Origin of the sequence: uncultured Phocaeicola sp., from assembly GCF_948499155.1 — a bacterium.
Classification (GTDB): Bacteria; Bacteroidota; Bacteroidia; order Bacteroidales; family Bacteroidaceae; genus Phocaeicola; species Phocaeicola faecalis.
This window is the reverse complement of sequence record NZ_CAOOSE010000024.1, coordinates 21893-41001: the sequence shown is the minus strand read 5'-3', so window position 1 is coordinate 41001 and position 19109 is coordinate 21893. Positions and strand designations below refer to the sequence as shown.

The window sequence follows — 19109 nt, the reverse complement described above, 5'->3', positions numbered from 1 at the left end:
ATAAAAAAGTGTGCGTCATTTTATGATGAAGGTTAATATAATAAAGAGATTGAAACGTTTTGGGGCAATAGTCGGAGCAATGCTTATAGGAGCATTGCCGGCACTTGCTCAGGAAAGTTCATTGACGAGGGTTGCAGCCAATGATTGTGGTGTACCCGGTGCGCAGCCTTTTTTAATAAAAGGAGAGAACTATACGATGCCTCCCGAGGTAAAAGGTAGTAAGGAAGCTATAACATGCAATTTCGGTGGAAAAGTGATTTATGCTTTTAATCATTTGGATATTCATGCCGACTATCAATTGGAGGTGGTTTATCTGGCTGACCATGAACGTAAACAACGTATTGTGGTAGATGGAAATGAAATACAGAATGTGACGTTGGAAGCGGGAAAGGAGCAAAGATATTTGTTGGACTTACCACGTAAAGCTTATGCTTACAGTCAGTTGGTATTGGTGTTTGAAGTGGCCGGGAAAGGAGCAAATGCCATTGTTTCCGAATTAAACCTTTATTCCTCCAATACTAAAGCTCCGGTTCCTTTTGAAGGTAAAGAGAAAGAGGCATTGGGAAATGTGCAGACTTATCGTATTGATACGGATGTGGATGTTGAAAAAGTGTTGCCGGTTTATACGGTTCTTCCTAAAAGTGTTACGGGTACTTATCGGCCGGTTTTGTCTTTGAATGGAACATGGCAGTTTAATCCTCAGCCTGAAAAAGAGTTTTATAAACACCCGGATTCTTCCGGGTGGAGGTCTGTTATTGTTCCCGGCCAATGGTCGATGCAGGGATTTAAGGTGGACTCGATGGCGTATGCAGGTTATCGTAAGTCGTTTGTTTTGCCGGAAGATTGGAAAGATAAGAATGTCAAGTTACGCTTTGACGGAGTGCATAGTGAATACTATGTTTATCTAAATGGGGTGAAAGCAGGTTATCATTTAGGGGGGATGACTGTATATGAGATAGATGCGACAGAGTATTTAAAACCGGGCGTTAATGAGTTGGCACTTGCTGTAAGAAGCGAATCTTTGGCTGATATGCTGGGCAGTCTGACTCAGTATGCCGCCCATCAGTTGGGAGGTATTACCAGAAAGGTGACACTGATGGCTGTTCCTCAAACCCATGTGTCGGATTTGCGTATTGTAACAGATTTGGATAGTGAATATCGGAATGCGGTTCTGAAGATAGAGACTGCTGTAGTGAATAAGGCAACTTACGTGCAGAGTGGATTGACATTGCGATTGTCTGTCAATGGTTTGCCTAATGTCATAGAGCGATGTCTTCCGAAACTGGCTGTCGGAGAGACTTGGAAGGGGCTTCTTTCGGATACTGTTACTGCCCCGCTGTTATGGAATAATGAACAGCCTAATCTTTATACGTTGAGAATGGAGCTTTGTCTAAATGGCGAAGTGATAGAAACCGTGGAGAAACGTTTTGGTTTTCGTGAGATAGAAGTTCGTGGAAATGAGTTGTTTGTAAATGGGCGTGCTGTTAAGTTGCGGGGAGTATGCCGACATGAGATGCATCCTTTGACGGGGCGTGTCGTGGATGCAATGTTGCAACGAAAGGATATTGAACTTTATCGTGCCGCCAACTGTAATTTTGTCCGTACTTCACATTATCCTCCTTGTGAGGAAATGCTGGATATCTGTGATGAACTGGGGATGTTTGTCGAAGTAGAATCTCCGGTTTGCTGGGTGGGACATCATGCCAATGAAAATTGGAAAACACTCAATTATCAAGATAGCCAATACTATCCTTATATACTCCAAGCTAATATGGAGACGATTCATTTTTATCGTAATCACCCTTCTGTTTTGTTTTGGTCTATGGCTAATGAGTCTTATTGGAACAAAGAATTTGCCCAAATACAAGAATATGTGTATAAAGCCGATTCTACTCGTCCGCATACGTTTCACGACCAGGCGTATGGAGGTTTTAATAATCAGGGAAGTACTGCTCCTATTGCGAATATTCATTATCCCGGGCCTAATGGCTATAAAGTGGCTGCGCAGAGTAATCGCCCCATGATTTATGGAGAGTATTGCCATTTAAATGTTTATAACCGCAGTGAACTGGTGACCGACCCGGGGATACGTAGTGATTGGGCATTGGCTTTGGCTCCTACTTGGGAAAATATGTATCAGACCCGAGGAGTGCTGGGCGGTTCTATTTGGTCGGGCATTGATGATATCTTCCAATTGCCTGACGGGAATGCTGTCGGGTATGGAGCTTGGGGACCTATTGACGGTTGGCGTCGCCCCAAACCGGAATATTGGGATATGAAGAAAATTTATAGTCCGGTCAAAGTTCTTACCGAAGCTCTTTCACCTGCCAATGAATTGGTTGTGGATGTGGAGAACAGATATACTTACCTGAATATGGATGAGATAAAGATTGCTTATCAATATGGCGAGGAACAGGGTACGGTTTCTGCTTCCATTTCTCCTTCGGAAGATGGAAGGATACGTATACCAATAGCCAATCCCGATAAGGCAAATGAACTTTATTTGTCATTTACTGATCCTCGTGGGTTTATTGTTGATGAATATCTGATACCGGTAGGAGAACAAAAACAAAATGAGCTGCCTCAATGGTTGTCGCAGCCGACTAAACTGAAAGTCGGTAAAAAGGCTTATGTAATCAGTGGAAAGAATTTCTGTTGTGAAATCAGCAGATTTAATGGGCAAATCTTGTCTCTGAGGAAGGCAGGAAAAGAAGTCTTGAAAGGCGGTCCATGGTTGATGGCGCTTCCGTTGACTGGAGGTGGATGTTATCCCAATCACAATGCTAATACGCCTATTTATAACGATTTATGTTCAGATTGGAACGCAGTGGAAGTAAAGGCATATAAGGAAGAAAATAATGTAATAGTAACTGTAACAGGAAGCTATAAGGAGTTTGAAGGCAGTTATCGTTTGACGGTTAATGCTAATGGTGAATTGGCAGTTGACTATCATTTTAAAGCTTTACAGAATGTAAATCCGCGACAATGGGGCTTGGTTTTTGAGGCACCACAAAGCTATGACCAGACGTTTTGGCGTCGTAAGGGAATGTGGAGTGTGTATCCTGATGACCATATCAGCCGTCCGGTAGGTACTGCCGATTTATTTTATCAGGGTCTTCCTGCACAAACAAATCCGCGAATACAACCTTCGTGGTCGTGGAGCAAAGACTTTAATGAATTGGGTAGCAATGACTTTCGGGCTACTCGCCGAAATATTTGGTATGCAGGATTGTGTGACGGAAACGGGCATAAAGTAACGGCTTGTTCAAATGGTGAGCAGCATTGGCGTTCTTGGTTGGGAAAAGATAAAATCTGTTTCCTTGTTGCCGACTTTGTAACTGCCGGCAACGAAATGTTTTTGGACGGATATTATGCTCCTTATCGGAAACCGATTAAGAGTAATGACATAATAAAAGGTAAAGTGACACTGAGAGTGGAATAAAGCTGTATGTTCAGTACCTGATATTCCTAGAGTTTTATTTATTAGTTCCGTTTTGTGCAACTCTTCTTTCCGGCAAATTAAATTAGGAAAGAAGGGTTGTTTTTATCTTTGTACTTTAAAACAATCAGCTTATTAATGTCGTATTATGAAAAAATCAAGTAAAGTCTTTGTCTTGTTTTTCTTCCTTTGTTCTTTGATATTTATGGGATGTAGTCCCATACAAAAGGAGAAACATACTTTTTCTATTGGTGATAAAACATTTTTATTGGATGGAACCCCTTTTCTGATAAAAGCAGCCGAGATGCATTATACCCGTATTCCTGCCGAGTATTGGGAACATCGTATACAGATGTGTAAGGCACTTGGCATGAATACTATTTGTATTTATGCTTTTTGGAACATCCACGAACAAAAAGAGGGCGAGTTTGATTTTAAAGGGCAGAATGACATAGCTGCATTTTGCCGTTTGGCACAGAAACATGGAATGTATATCATGTTGCGTCCCGGTCCTTATGTTTGTTCGGAATGGGAGATGGGAGGATTACCTTGGTGGTTGTTGAAAAAGAAAGATATCAAGCTTCGTACCAATGATGCCTATTTCCTTGAAAGAACAAAATGCTTTATGAATGAGATTGGTAAGGAACTGGCGGATTTGCAGGTGAGCCGCGGAGGGAATATCATTATGGTACAGGTAGAAAATGAATATGGAGCCTATGCTACTGACAAAGAATATATTGCCAACATACGCGATATAGTCAAAGGAGCCGGTTTTACAGATGTGCCTCTGTTTCAGTGTGACTGGAGTTCTACTTTCCAACGTAACGGATTGGATGATTTGGTTTGGACAATTAATTTCGGAACAGGAGCCAATATTGATGCACAGTTTAAAAAATTGCAAGAAGCTCGTCCCAATGCACCTTTAATGTGTAGCGAGTTTTGGAGCGGATGGTTTGACCATTGGGGACGTAAACATGAAACTCGTGATGCTGAGACAATGGTTTCGGGCATTAAAGATATGCTTGACCGCCATATCTCTTTTTCTCTGTATATGACGCATGGAGGAACTACTTTTGGACATTGGGGAGGAGCAAATAGTCCTGCTTATTCTGCCATGTGTAGTTCTTATGATTATGATGCTCCTATCAGTGAAGCGGGTTGGGCAACTCCTAAATATTATAAGTTGCGGGAGATGTTGATGCAATATGCCGACTCAGCACAAGTGATACCCGATGTTCCGGCTGCTTATCCGGTAATTGAGATTCCCGAATTTGCTTTAAAGGAAGTGGCTCCGTTATTTGACAATCTGCCCGAACCGAAACTTTCAGAGGATATCAAACCGATGGAGCAGTTCGACCAAGGTTGGGGAACGATTTTATATCGCACCTCTTTGCCGGAAGTGAAGGAAGGTACTACTTTGTTAATAGATGAAGTACACGATTGGGCACAAGTGTACGCCGATGGCAAACTGTTGGGACGTCTGGATCGCAGACGCGGACAGAATTCGTTGGTACTTCCTTCGCTGCAGAAAGGTACCCGACTTGATATTCTGGTTGAAGCGATGGGACGTGTTAATTTTGATGTGGCTATCCATGACCGTAAAGGAATTACGGATAAGGTTGAACTGCTGACCGAGACGGATAAACGGGAGTTGAAGAATTGGGAAGTTTATAGTTTCCCGGTTGCTCACGACTTTGCAGAGTCAAAGAAATATGTGGAGGGTGAAAAACTTGATGCACCTGCATACTATCGTGCAACGTTTGAGTTAGACCAAGTAGGAGATGTTTTTCTAGATATGCAAACGTGGGGAAAAGGAATGGTTTGGGTTAATGGAAAGGCGATGGGACGTTTTTGGAAAATCGGACCGCAGCAAACTTTGTTCATGCCTGGCTGTTGGCTGAAAAAAGGTAAGAATGAAATCATTGTTCTTGATTTGCTGGGACCTGAGAAAGCAACGGTATCGGGATTAAAGAAACCTATTCTTGATATGTTACGCGCTGAGGCTCCCGCCACCCATCGCGCTAAAGGGCAAAATCTTAATCTGAAAGGCGAGAGCCCGGTTGCCGTTGGCGAATTGTCAGCAGGTAACGGCTGGCAGGAAGTTAAATTTGGAAAAACTGTTGCAGGACGTTATTTCTGTCTGGAGGCATTGAGTGCGCAAGATGGAAAAGACAATGCTGCCGTGGCCGAGTTCTATTTGTTGGATGAAAATGGTAAGCCGCTTTCCCGTCAGCATTGGAAGATTGAATATGCTGATAGTGAAAGCACAAGTTGGGGCAACTTTACTGCCGATAAAATATATGATTTGCAGGAATCTACCTATTGGAGCACTCGTGATGGAAATAAATATCCTCACCAGTTTGTAATAAGTTTGGGAGAAGACGTAAAAGTTTCCGGTTTCCGTTATCTGCCACGTGCTGAAGAGTCGTATCCGGGTATGATAAAGAAGTATAAGGCTTATGTAAAGAGTACCCCTTTTAATTTCTGATTCTATTTCCCGGCTTGCGTGCAGTGTTTGCGATAGTATGTGCCTCGGCTTCTACTTTACCTTTTACAAATTCAGGAATATTATATGAGAACATGAAGCGTGAGTAGAAATCAGGGTCTTTTTGCGGGAGGACAAAAGGTTTGCCAGACGTTCCGTTTTCATCAATATGTACCAGATACGGACGTGTATAAAGACCGTCAATGCGCCGGCTGCTGAAAACAAGCCAACGGCTGTTACTGCTCCATGAATGGTAGCTTTCCACATCGTCACTGTTTACTTCATCCATACGGTGCATGACACCCGAATTCAAATCTATTCTATATAAATCTGCATCTTTATGCCAAATGGAAAAGTTTCCATACTCGGACAGTGTAAAGACAAGTTGTTTTCCATCGGGAGAAACCCGGGGGAAGGAGGCACTTTTGTGTTCTGTTCCGGTTATTTGGACAGTGGCTTGTTCACTGCTGTAAAGTGTATCGACTTGATGACCGAAACGGCGGGTTTCGGGGTCGAAGCTGATAGAACAAAGGCTGTATTTCACTGATTTGAAGTCTTTGGGAAGTTCCTTCGCCTGAGCCGAACAAAAATAAAGTGTTTTGCCATCCGGTGAGAAAGTGGGGAAAGTTTCAAAGGCTTTATTGGAGAATATCAGCGAGTCGGTCACTACTTCATGCTTATTGACATCATATACTACCACGTCGGAAGACAGGTCATAGACTTCAATCCGGTTTTTATCGTTCATGTGGAAAGACTGACGGGTATTGTTGACGGAGAAAGCCACAAAGTTGCCCGTAGGATGCCATGACGGATAAACCAATGACTGCACTTTTTCACCGGCTTTCGTATCCAGTTTTTCTATGCTCTTTCCATTTATAATGTAAGTACCCGGCAGTTCGGCACGCATGTGGAACAACATTTTCTCCGGGTCTTGCTGACAGAAGGAATGGCAATTCATGCAGTTATGGTTTGTCAGGCTGTTTTCAATGATAGGTGTTTGTTCATAATCGGTGAGATGACGTTGGTAGATTCCCATTTTATTCCACAATTCATATCCCGGTTCTATCAGTCGGTAGGCCAGATACTCGTCTATCGGGTCGGCAGATACATGCCACAGAAAAGTGGGGTAGCTTTGCCATTCGTTCTTTTCTCTTCGATATACTTTTACATTAATGTCTTTTCCGACAGCCTTGTCTAGTAATTTGTTCCATTCTTTTTCTGAAAAGAGAAATTGTCCGTCAGCGGAAGCTGCCGTTATCATCTTTTCATTGCCGCAGCTGAGTACGGCTATTGCTTCGTCTCCCGGTTCCAATAACTGAAAACGTAAGGGGGCGATATGTGGGGGAATGGTGACATCGGCGTAATCGGGAAAGATAGACGGTAGTTCGTCCAGCGTTACATCGGCAACCGGTTCTTTAGTTGTGCCGGTGCAGGCCATGCAGCAGATACAAAGCAAAAATATGTGGAATAAGATAGAGTTCTTCATATTGTTTTATTTTTTGAACATATAATAATACCAGTATGTATTACCGAAACCGGCATGCAGCTTATTGGGTAATGCGGCACTTCCTCTGTTTTGAAGTACCGTTTGCTTGAAAGCACGGAAACGTTCTGCCACTTGTGGGGTTACGCCCAATCGAGTCCATGCTGCTGTGTCTCCTTCGTGGGCGAGAATGATGGCTTCCTGAAAACTCACCGGCATAGGCGACAACCCTTTGGCATTATGATAGGTTTCTATAAGTTGGTTGAACGGAATGATATCTTTATTCATTAAACAGAATATGCCTAGGTATTCGAATGCCGTCTTACATTCGGGATTGGAAGCGACGATTTGGAGCAAATCATAGGGAACTCCTTCTATTTGGGCCAAGCCGTCGGTCTTGGCAATACAGTGTCGTTTGAACCCCAATTCAGAATCTTTGTCTATAGCTTCATCATTGTTCAGAAATTGTTTTAAAGCAAGTGCCTGCTCTCTATAAGCGTGCGTGTCTTCCAACATTCTGATGTATTTGCCGGCAACGGCATGATTGCCATAAATCAAATTTGTCTTCACCAGTCTGATTAGCAGGCGGGGATTTACAGTCCATTCGGAAGAAATCATTCCCTCGAAAGCCATTCGTTGGGCAAGGGCTACATTTCCCATTGCATAATAAACATCACTTAATAAGGTGGAAGCTGTGGTGGAACGGTTCCATGTAATCCATAAACCGTCTGTCCCTACTTGTTTGAGCGATAATGCTTTGTTGGCCAAAATGCCTTTTTGTGCCAATGCCAGATTTTGGAAACAGGCGTGCATGGCGTTTTTATCGGAACGAAGGGGAGCAGAAAGAAGTTTGTCCCATTGTTCGGTTCTGGCGTAATAATCGAGCTCTTTTACAAAATACAACGTAGGGGAGTTGTATGTCTTTGTTCCGTTGTGTAGGAACCATCCTGCCAATATGATTTGAAGAATAGGAGAGGTATAGACCATCCATTTCTTTTTAAACCCTTTGAATTTACCACATAGGCAGGCTAGTGCGAATATGAGTAATAATGCACCCCAAGCATAATAAATAATAGGTTGTAATGCCAATCGGGGATGGAAATAAGCATCGGGCGAGAATACAATGCGTGCTTCTCCTCCCAGTCCTGTCTGATACCACCAAAAGGCGGGAAAAATACCTAAAGGGAATAAAAGAAGGGAATACCATTTAGAAGATGATTTTTTATAGAATTCATAGAAAATAGCACAGAATATGACTGCTTCGAATGCCGGACCTGCAAAGTAGAACAGTAGCCATGAGGCGATGGTCATGAATGAAATCCGAATCAATGAGGAACGGATGCGGATGTATAAATTGAGTATCCAGACTACCGATGCGTAGGCAAGGATGCCTTCCAGATGATGATTGAAATCCATATCGGCCAATAATAGTAGGATGCCCGGTGTCAGATAGGCCAACGGCATTTCCAAATTGGGAGACAGCTTCCTCCAGATGGTCTGCACACCGATGCTGATAAAGAGAAACAGACAGGTCATAATCAGCGGTCCGATATGCGGGTGGATGAAATATTGAATTAAAAAAGAAGCAATGTATTCAGAGATACCTCCGGGACGGGAAAAGAGTTGGAGAGCGTAGTCTTGGTTGAAACGGAACAAACGAAATTGTTCGATATAAAAATAGTGGAATGCAAGTTGCCGTTCCAAATATGAAAATAGAAGCAAACCTATGCACAGCCAGCTTGTTATATTAATTATAATATTCTTCTTCATCAATGAGTTTCGTTTATTCTGCAAGTGTCATTAAATAAAGGAGGATGTGTCAAAACTCCTGATAAGTTCTGATACATCCTCCCGATAAATTGTTTTTTAATATTTGTTGATAGCTTCTTTAGCTTTAGCAACAACCGTAGCAGCCGGAATCTTTTCCAGACTGAATTCGTCGAATGTTTTCAATACTTTATCAATTTGTTTGATAGCTGATTTGTTTCCTTTCTTTTCGAATTCTTCCTTTAAGATGCGAATCTTTTCGTAAGCTTGAATACCTTCAATCAGACGTTCGAAACGGATGGATGAACGTCCTTCGGGATAAATCATATAAGTGTCTCCGGCAGCCCATGCTGTGAAACGGCTGTCTTGCAAAGGATTCTTAACCCAGCTGTTTAAAGCCCAACGGAGGTAACCGTCCAAGTTCTCTTTGGCAGCAAACCAACCTAACCATTCAGCTTCAGCCGGTGCACTGAAAGTGAAAGTATTCGGGCGGGGTTCGGTACAACAGGTATAATAGGTAGTGACCTGTCCGGCTTCTCTGCGTGATTTAATCACTTCTGCAGGGAACTTCTCGCCTATGGCGATACAATAGTCATGCAATTCTTTCACTAATTCATCGTGATAGGTTCCTGCTAAAGAAACTTTAAAATCTTTATCGGCTTTACGAATCACTTTTAATGTAGCCAACATGTCTTTCATCGGGCGTTCGTCCATAGATATATGTGTTATGTCGAACCATCCTTTTTCTTTCAGATGTTTGGCGAAAGAGGTCAGCATATTGCCCCAAAATTCATCATAAGCAGGTTCGCCCGGTTTGGCATCCAGATATTTGAATGAATTGCTTGCCTGGTCGAAGTATTGGAAGGAGAGTCTCCAAGGTACCATTGAATAGCAGTTAATTTGCTTTTTAACTCCCAATGACATCATATATTCCACCCATTTGTCGAATACGGTATAATCGAAATACCAAGTTCCGTCTGCTTTCTTTAACCAAGTTACCATGCTTTCGAAGGGATCATAAGTCTGGCCGTTCCAAGGTTTGTGCATGATAGAGGCAGTGATGACTTTTCCGCCTGCATCTACATAATTTTGCATATCGGGACGCATACGGTCAAAATGTTCTTTGCTGAACGGTTCTACATTATAGTAACGTGCTTCGGCATATGGGTTTTGCCACAAATCAAGATGGAAAGCCCATTCGGTGGAAGCCGGCAAAGTGTGATTCTTTACATTTACTGCTAATTTTAGTTCTGATAAGACTTTATCTCCATCTTTTACAGTAACGATACCGGTATATTTCCCGGCTTTTACCTGTTGAGGCACACGGACACTAATCCATCCGCCTTGTGTCGCATTGGCAGGTACCACTAGGGTGGAGGCGATATGGTCGATAGGGTCTGCTACAAGTGTAGAGTCATAATCCGAACTCTTACGGTAGCCGCATCCGCCTTTTCCGTCTTTATTTAATTCGTCGGTCATGACATAACGTACAAAACCGGTACGGATGTCGTCTTTTGAAATCGTTTCTTTGCCGGAGGTTAGGTCACTGACTATAAAAGATAAGTTGTCGAGTGCTTCAGGAGTCCATACAACAAACTGTGCCGAAACTCTTTCACCCTTCCATGCAGTAAGGTTAATGTCTTTTTTAAGTCGGGCAATCGGAGCAGGTTCTTCTTTTTTGTATCTAATATCTGTGCTACCCCAGCTGACTTGCGGAGCACTTACTTTAGCCCATAAAGAGGGATTGGTTGCAATTGGATTACTTGCTTCTTCGTAGTTTGTTGAAGTCTGAGCATTTAGACAGCTTATTGATAATAAAAAAGTGCCTAGAATAATGAGTCTTTTCATAGGTTGTGATTATTTGTTTCTGTATGCAAAGGTAGCGTAGTGAGAGCTAATATCCAAATAGGTTTCTATAAATCCTGTGAAATATATCAGTGAAATAAATAAAAGAGGCGGAAAGCAATGCTACTTTCCGCCTTGACACTTCTTTTTGCCTTATGCTAATACCCTGAAATCTGAAGCGAATTTTTTTAATACATAACTGTGATAAAACACTTGTGCTTTTTTGCCTTTTTAGAAATTATTTCTTCCGGCATCCCACCACAGGCGTGTTCCGCCATTGTCGGCACCACCTAGTAAACTGGTTAATTGGCTGATGGTACTTGCATCCAATTCATTGGAGAATGGAAGACGGCGAATCATGATATCGGTGTCGATGGTTCCCTGACTGTTGTTTACAGCCACTTTGAATAGCTTTGGATAACCGGTACGGCGTTGCTCTGCCCATGCTTCGCAGCCGTCGGGATAGCACGCCAGCCATTTTTGTGTAATGATACGTTCCAATTTTTGTTCGTTTGTTGCAGCATCATCCCATTTAGGAGTAATGGAGGTCGTTGCTTTGGCATCGAATTTAGCATTGAAAGCATCTTTATAGTCAGCCGGAACATTTTCACTTGTCAGGTAAGCACCTGCATCACCTGCACCCCATTGTGCAAAAGAGGTTTCTATACCTTTCTTATAATATTCGGCTTCTTTTCCGGGGTCTACATATCCTCTTAATGCAGCTTCGGCGCGAAGGAACCACACTTCGGCTGCCGTCATTACGATAATCGGAGTTGAGGTAGTTACAATGGTCTTGGAATGAGTGACATACCGATTGTCGGTAACAATGCCTGTACCCTGACGCACTCCTTTAAACTTATTCTTTATCGGGAATAATTCTGCTACATCACCGTCACCTCCCGAGTTGCCTGTTGCAGGTACGAAGTATTTATCCATGCGAGGATCTTCATATCCATTCAAGAAAGATTCAAGGTTGGCATTCATAAAGACTTCATCCCAACCGTTGACGCCCCCCAACGGATTACGTATTCCATATTCACCTACTGTATCATCAGCTTTTTCTAACACTCCACCATTGTTTGGGTCTAATGCTGCTTTGGTTTGAGCCTCGGCCAGACTCTTGTCTACATTGGAAACGCGCATAGCCAAGCGGAGACGTAATGAATTGGCGAATTTTATCCATTGGGCATAATTGCGTTTTCCCGGGGGCATCATAATGTCTACACCGGCAAATGTTTCAGGACCATTATCAGCAACGTGTGTTTTCAGTAAGTCTATAGCTTCTGACAAGTCGGCAAAAAAATCGTTGTATACTTCTTGTTGCGATTCGGGAGCAGGGTTGTCTTTACCGAAGTTCTTGTAAATAATCGGACCGTAATAGTCTGATACACGATGCATCATGGCTACCTTGATAATCTTGTTGACAGCATAGAAAGTCGGATATTCTTCTTTGGTGTCAATCTTTTCTGCACTGGCAATAGCGGGCATTCCCTGTGCATAGTTGTAACTCCATTGAGCACTCGTCCAACCTAGGTTAAGGTTGTAGGTGGAATTCTTGTCGTTGAAATCGCCTTTCATATCATGAAAGTATCCGCCAAACATATCGGCAGCCAAACTCTGCATAATTTGGTATTGCCAGTCGGTACCGTCTACTCCGGTCTGATAGATGATTGCAGTTTGAGAAGTTTTGAATGGGATGAGCTGTCTTTGAAAATCATAATCCTGCAAATCTTCGGTGAATGCTCCGTAAGGAGTATTATAGCGTTCAAAACTGTCTGTACAAGCGGTCATTCCAATAATTCCGCTTAATAATATGGAGAGAATATATTTATTACTTTTCATAATGGTCTGAGTATTAGAATGTGAATTTAATATTGAAACCTATGTTTCTAGTAGACGGCATGCCGAATACGTCAATACCTTGATTGGTATTACCTACAGACATTGTTGCATCCGGATCAAACGGAGCGTCTTTGTAGAAGAAGAAGAAGTTGCGTGCTACTAATGAGAGGTCAAGACCTTTGATAAATTTTGTCTTTTCCAGCATATTCTGCGGGAATGAATACCCTAGTGATATCTCACGCATACGAACGTTGGTCCGGTCGTAACGATAATAGGATGTACAAGCGTCACCTCGTGTTGCCACTTTATTATAGAAAGCATTTACATCTTCAAATTTCTGTCCTTCTACTTCTACATAGCCTTTGTCACGTGCTTCGGCAGATACTTTGCTAAGCCCTTTCAGGTCAAGAGCAGCCTGAGTCAGCGAGATGACGTCACCACCGATTGTAGCATCGACCAAGAAATAAAGACTGAAGCCTTTGTAAGTAAAGGTGTTACTCCATCCCAGCATACAGTCCGGGTTAGCATTTCCAATCAATACATTGTTTCCTGTTTCGAGTACCGGCACTCCCTTTTCATCGGTTACAATCTTGCCGTTTTCACGTTTGAAGTCGTTACCATAGAGGTCACCCAGTGAACCGCCTTCTTTAACGCGCATTCTGTAAGGCATTGACAAACCGTCATCACCATATACGAACTCGTCATTGCCACCTAAAGAAACCACTTTATTTTTATTGGTAGAGAAGTTTACTGTTGATTTCCAACGGAAGTTTTCATTCATTATAGGCGTGACGCCTACAGTCAGTTCAACACCTGAGTTACGGATTTTACCTGCATTGATATATTTGTGTGGGTGTGCGCCTGTCGGAGTGCTGATATACAATAATTGGTTTTTTGTATCTGTCCGATAGTAGGTGAAGTCCAAATCCAGACGGCTGTTGAAGAATTTCCATTCCATACCGATTTCCCAAGAAGAAGAGATTTCAGGCTTCAGGTTTTCGTCAATGTCATATTGAATTTGATGAACGATGCCACCGGCTGTGATAGTCGGAATAGGAGAAGTGATGCCGATAGGAAGGTCGTTACCTACTTGTGCCCATGAACCACGAATTTTTGCAAAGTTAATCCATTCGGGCATAGGAAGGCTCTTGGACATAATCCATGTCAAACCTACCGACGGATAGAAGAAGCCTTTCTTGCGGCTGCTGGTTCCTGCCAAAGTGGATGACCAGTCATTACGCGCGGTCAAGTCAATATAAGCGGCTTCTTTCCAACCGATTTGTGCTGTCCCGAATATAGATTGTACTGTGCGGCGTTGATTCAGGGTTTCGTCAATATAGGCAGTTCCGGTATTAAGAATCATATTGGGAACTGTGAATACATTTGCATAATACAAACCGGCCTTTCCGGAATCCAGCTTAAGCATATTGGTTTTCTGCACATTGATGCTGCCGCCGACAGCTGCATTTACGCTCCAGTCCTTCCATGTTTTATTAAACATGGCCATTACGTCACCATACATTAAAAATTCCTGGTCGTTCATGTCTACATAGCGTCCGTTTGCATGGCAAAGATTGGCTGCTGTGCCGGCATAGAATTTCTGTTGGTATTTGTCATTGATAAAGTCGATATTGCCACGGGCTTGTAAAGTCAGCCAGTCGGTGGCCTTGAAGTTTGCACTCAACGATGCAATGGCGCGATAACGTTTGTCTTTGCTGGTGATACGGTTTACAATCCAGTAAGGATTCTGTTCAAAATCGGCTGTGGAGGTATACCAATTTTGCAATGGCAGATTACGTCCTTCATCGAAAACTTCATAATTGTCGCGATATTCGCTCATATCCTTGCCGCGTGGGAAGGTATAAAGTCCTACCAACGGGTTCATGTAATAACCACCGGAAGTGGGGCGGTCTTTGATTGTTTGGGAAATCAGGTTCACATTGGCATCCAATGTAAGTTTATCGTTGAATAGTGTAGCGGTTTCGCGCAATGCCAGATTATGTTTGTATAATTTGTTGGCATCGATAATACCTGACGCAGTTGTGTTGGCGTATGAGAAATAGGTCTGAACTTTTTCTTTTCCTACTTGAATACTCAATGAGTTGATTGCAGTAATACCGTTTCCGAAGAAGTCACCTACGTTATCATAATTCTTCATGGAAGTATTTTTGGTACCCCAATTGGTTAAACCGTCTACGTCATAGCTGTTTTGGAATTCGGGTAATGAAACAGCATGGTCGACTGTCAGGTTGGAAGAGAATGTAATTCTTTGCATACCTGCTTTCCCTTTTTTGGTTGTAATTAAGATTACACCATTGGCAGCTTGAGAACCATAAAGTGCGGCAGCAGATGCACCTTTTAAAATACTCATACTTTCTATGTCATCTGGGTTGAGATTGGATATGCCGTCGCCGGAGTCACGGTTACCGGCATCATTATTACCACCCATTACGCTGAATGATTGTTCAGTAGTGTTGTTCAGCATAGGGACACCGTCAATGACGTACAATGGTTGGTTATTGCCGTTTTCATTGGCAGAACGGACACCACGGATAGATACTTTTGCAGAACCGCCCAAACCGGAAGAGTTTTTTGTAATGGTGACACCGGCAGATTTACCGGCCAGTGAATTAATCATATTGGCATCTTTGGCACGTGTCAGTTCATCACCGTTCAATTGTTGGGTAGAATAAGTCAATGAGGCCTCTTTTTTCTTAATACCCATCGCTGTAACTACTACATTATCCAATTTGAGGGCGTCATCTTCCATTTTGACGGTGAAGGTAGTCTGACCGTTTACAGGGATAATGATTTTCTTATAACCGATATAGGAGATTATCAATTGTGCGTCAGAAGGTACCTCCAGAGTAAACTCACCGTTGACATCGGTAATAGTACCGTTGGTTGTACCTTGCTGAAGTATATTTGCACCAATGATGGGCTCATTTTGTGTGTCGGTAATTGTACCTTTAATGGTAATGGTATTGGGTTGCTGTTCACCAATTGTGCCATTCCCTTTTGTCAGGACGATATTCTTACCTTCCATGACATAAGAAATACCGGTTCCTTCAAAGACTTCGTCTAATATTTCAGAAACGGCTTTGTGGGTAGCGTTGATTTTGACTTTTCGGTTTAAATCAACGTTCTTTTTGTTGTATACAAATAGATAATTAGTCTGTGCCTCAATAGCAGAGATTAATTGAGCTACCTTTATAGTGTTTGATTCCAAGCTGACTTTAGCGCTTTGAGAATACACATCCATACTGAATGCACTAAGAGTAGATGCCAGTAAAAGGCAGACTGCAATTTTCATAGTTCGTAATATTTGTTTAAAAGCTGAACTTTTTGGGTATAAATACCCTTCCAAAGAAATTTTTCTCATATCTTTGTAATGTGTTAAGTTAATAAATTTGATTAAGGTCATTTGTTAGCTGTCGAATCGGGGAGTATGGGGGTACTTCTCGATTCTTTTTTGATGGATTTCTATGTCATGGCTTTAAAAATATTTAAGGTTAAACTTTTATGTGATTTTATTCTATTGTTATCTTATTATGTTCATTGTCAATATGGTACTTGAATGGGTGGTCTTTCTGAATCACTTTTAATATGTGTTCTATACCGTCCAAATCTTTAAATTTGCCTGTACAGCGGTAGCCTTCCAATATCTTCGGATTGTCCACTGTTATCTTGTAATTATAATACAGGGCTATTTTACTGAGGAGTTCTTTGAAAGGCACATCATCAAAATAGTATATTCCTTCCATCCAGGCTAAAGCATTGTTGCTGGTCAGCTCTCCGGTTTTATATTTGCCGTTTTCCATCGAAAAGTATTTCCCTTTGTTCAGGCTGCTGAGTGCCTTTTCTTCTGTATCATTGGTCAGCAGGTTGATGGAACCTTCAATGAGTCGGGCGATAAAGTTATTCGAACCTTTGTAAGAGCATACATCAAATTTAGTTCCGGTTACTTGCACTTTAATTTTCTCTGTCTGCACATAGAAGGGAATCTCTTTATTGTGTGCTACTTCAAAATATGCTTCACCGTCTAATGTGACTTTCCGGTCTTTCTTTCCGAAGCTGGCATCGTATGTCAATGTCGTTTGGGAATTGAGCCAAACAAGGGAGCCATCCGGTAATTCCATTTGAGCACGTTGACCGGCTGGAATCCGAATCGTTTGTGATAATACACTTTCTGTGGTCGGAGTGTGAGGAATACCTATATAGAATAGGAGTGCGAACATAGCCGCTACTGCCATGGCCGGAACTATATAATATAGAAATATATTTTTCTTTTCTTTCTTGCCGGTTGTTGTGTCCGAGAAAAGAGATACGTCGTATAGCATACGCTCTTTCAGATAACGTGCCTTATTTTCAGCGCTCTCTTCTACCCACTCTACAATGAGGCTTTCCTCTTGTTCAGTGGTTTCTCCTTTAAAGTATTTATGTAATAAATCAGTGTTCATTCTTCCCCTGTTTTATATATATAACCGGATAGGATGAAAGAACCCTAATGGAAAAATGAATTTTTTTAGTAAAATCTCAATATTTCTTTTTCTTATAGCCAAATCCACACAAACTGATAGTCTTTCAATTTGGCCCTAAGTTGTTTTAGGGAACGCGTGATATGGAATTCTACAGTCTTCACAGAGATATCCATCCGGGTGGCAATTTCTTTATTAGACATATTGTTTATTCGGCTCAATATGAATATTTGTCTGCTGGTAGATGGAAGCTCATTGATTGCTGTATGTATTATGGATTGTATTTCGTCGCAAAATAGTTTTTCCGGGTCACAGGCTTCCAGTGTGGAAATGCGCAGAGCTATTTCTTTTTGTTTCATATTACTGATTTGCTGTTCGGCATTCATGCGTACTTCCTGATGTTGTAGATAATTAAGTGAACGGTTTTTGATTGCCGTCAAAAGCAGGGCGGAAATGTTAGTGTGCTCTTGTAATTCGTCACGGCGCTCCCACATAGTGGTGAAAGCGCTCATGACAATATCTTCTGCATCTTCTTTGTCTCGTACATAAGAATATGCAAACTGTATGAATTGTTGTTGCTTGTTTTTAAATACTTCTGTCAGTTCTGAAATAAATGATAAGTTGCCCTCTTTATCCATCTGTTTATAGTTTTCTTCTAAATTGATTTTAAATTTTTATATAAATGCCCTTCTTATATAATATATGTGCAATACTCCAGCAAAACAGGATATAGAGCAAAGAATACACAAGTGAAGCAGGGTAATTGCCCAAAATTGGTACAAGTACTCTTTCATAGATAAAATTACTACATCTTGTCACTCCTAAAATAACACCTATCGTTTCGGCAAATACATATATGAATAATGGATTTACTCCGAATGACCGGAAAAATATGCACCATTCTTGATAGCCTTTAATGTCTATAATCCAGATAAGAAGAGCCAAAAAACTCGATGCCAGTCCACAAGTAGTAATAATAAAAGTAGGTGACCATATCTTTTTGTTGATAGGGCATCCGTAGCTCAATAGAAAACCGATGAAGGTCAATAAGGTACCAATAATAAACAGTCGTTGTATCTTTTCATTATTATCTTTGGCCGAAAAGAATAATTTTCCGCAGTAAAAGCCTATCATGACATGGCAGATGGCAGGGATAGTACTCAGTAAGCCTTCCGGGTCAAAAGCAATCCCGGAGTCGTGGTACATATGGGAGGGTCCCAATGCCCATGCATCAAAGCGGGCTATAATATTCGTTTCCGACAGGATAAATCCGTCTCCCATAGCCAGTAAGATGAAATATGCTGTCAGTGTGGTAATGATGATAGCAGGGAAATATTTATGTTTTACTGTGATAGCTATCAAAGCGGTAATGCCGTAGCTGATGGCAAGTCGTTGCATGACTCCCATATAGCGCCAGTCTTCAAAATTGAGATGATGGGTAAATGCCGATTTTGCAAATAGATTTAAGCATAACCCGATGCAGAAGATGACGATTGTTCGTTTGACTATCTTTTGCAAGGTCGTATGTGAATAAGAAAACTCATATTTCCTTAATGAAATATACGTTGATATTCCCATGATAAACATGAAAAAAGGAAAGACTAAGTCGGTGGGAGTGAGTCCGTTAAAAGCGGCATGCTCTAAAGGGGGGTATACATAACCCCATGAACCGGGATTGTTTACAAGAATCATGCCTGCAATGGTGATGCCTCTCAGAATATCGAGAGCGAGCAATCGTTTGGGGGTATTTGCTGTCATGTGTATTAGAAT

At 41.8% G+C, this 19109-nt stretch carries 10 protein-coding genes; 2 read left to right on the top strand and 8 right to left on the bottom strand.

All coding sequences use genetic code 11. The annotated features are described in order from the left end of the window. The first annotated feature begins 22 nt into the window (after window positions 1–22). Both QYT14_RS14905 and QYT14_RS14900 read left to right on the top strand, forming a co-directional pair. Window positions 23–3442, top strand: coding sequence for a glycoside hydrolase family 2 TIM barrel-domain containing protein (locus QYT14_RS14905; RefSeq protein WP_288325250.1), 3420 nt, complete (start codon window positions 23–25; stop codon window positions 3440–3442). Window positions 3443–3644: 202 nt separating this feature from the next. Beyond that, window positions 3645–5927: a beta-galactosidase gene (locus tag QYT14_RS14900; protein ID WP_288325303.1), complete on the top strand. Its 2283-nt coding sequence runs from the start codon at window positions 3645–3647 to the stop codon at window positions 5925–5927. On the opposite strand, the gene QYT14_RS14895 is transcribed toward QYT14_RS14900, so the two are convergent. From QYT14_RS14895 to QYT14_RS14860, 8 genes are all read right to left on the bottom strand, one after another. Further along, on the bottom strand, window positions 5917–7410 hold the full coding sequence (locus tag QYT14_RS14895; RefSeq protein ID WP_288325248.1) for a hypothetical protein: 1494 nt from the start codon (window positions 7408–7410) through the stop codon (window positions 5917–5919). The two genes, QYT14_RS14900 and QYT14_RS14895, sit on opposite strands and share 11 nt — an antisense overlap. A 6-nt stretch (window positions 7411–7416) precedes the next feature. Then, the gene (locus QYT14_RS14890) at window positions 7417–9177 is read right to left on the bottom strand and encodes a DUF6057 family protein (protein WP_288325246.1); all 1761 of its coding nucleotides are present in this window, start codon (window positions 9175–9177) and stop codon (window positions 7417–7419) included. A gap of 96 nt (window positions 9178–9273) precedes the next feature. Then, complete coding sequence (locus QYT14_RS14885) at window positions 9274–11022, bottom strand: glycoside hydrolase domain-containing protein (RefSeq protein ID WP_288325244.1); 1749 nt, start codon at window positions 11020–11022, stop codon at window positions 9274–9276. A gap of 228 nt (window positions 11023–11250) precedes the next feature. Then, complete coding sequence (locus QYT14_RS14880; RefSeq protein WP_288325242.1) at window positions 11251–12861, bottom strand: SusD/RagB family nutrient-binding outer membrane lipoprotein; 1611 nt, start codon at window positions 12859–12861, stop codon at window positions 11251–11253. A 13-nt stretch (window positions 12862–12874) separates the two neighbouring features. Continuing rightward, entirely contained in the window at window positions 12875–16243 is a 3369-nt protein-coding gene (locus tag QYT14_RS14875; RefSeq protein ID WP_288325241.1) for a TonB-dependent receptor, read from the bottom strand. A gap of 148 nt (window positions 16244–16391) precedes the next feature. Further along, entirely contained in the window at window positions 16392–17321 is a 930-nt protein-coding gene (locus QYT14_RS14870) for a FecR family protein (RefSeq protein ID WP_237039641.1), read from the bottom strand. A 92-nt stretch (window positions 17322–17413) separates the two neighbouring features. Then, window positions 17414–17977: an RNA polymerase sigma-70 factor gene (locus QYT14_RS14865; protein ID WP_237039640.1), complete on the bottom strand. Its 564-nt coding sequence runs from the start codon at window positions 17975–17977 to the stop codon at window positions 17414–17416. 28 nt (window positions 17978–18005) lie between these two features. After that, a complete protein-coding gene (locus tag QYT14_RS14860) occupies window positions 18006–19097 on the bottom strand; it encodes a DUF5009 domain-containing protein (protein ID WP_288325239.1) in 1092 nt (363 codons plus the stop codon). Window positions 19098–19109: the final 12 nt, after the last annotated feature.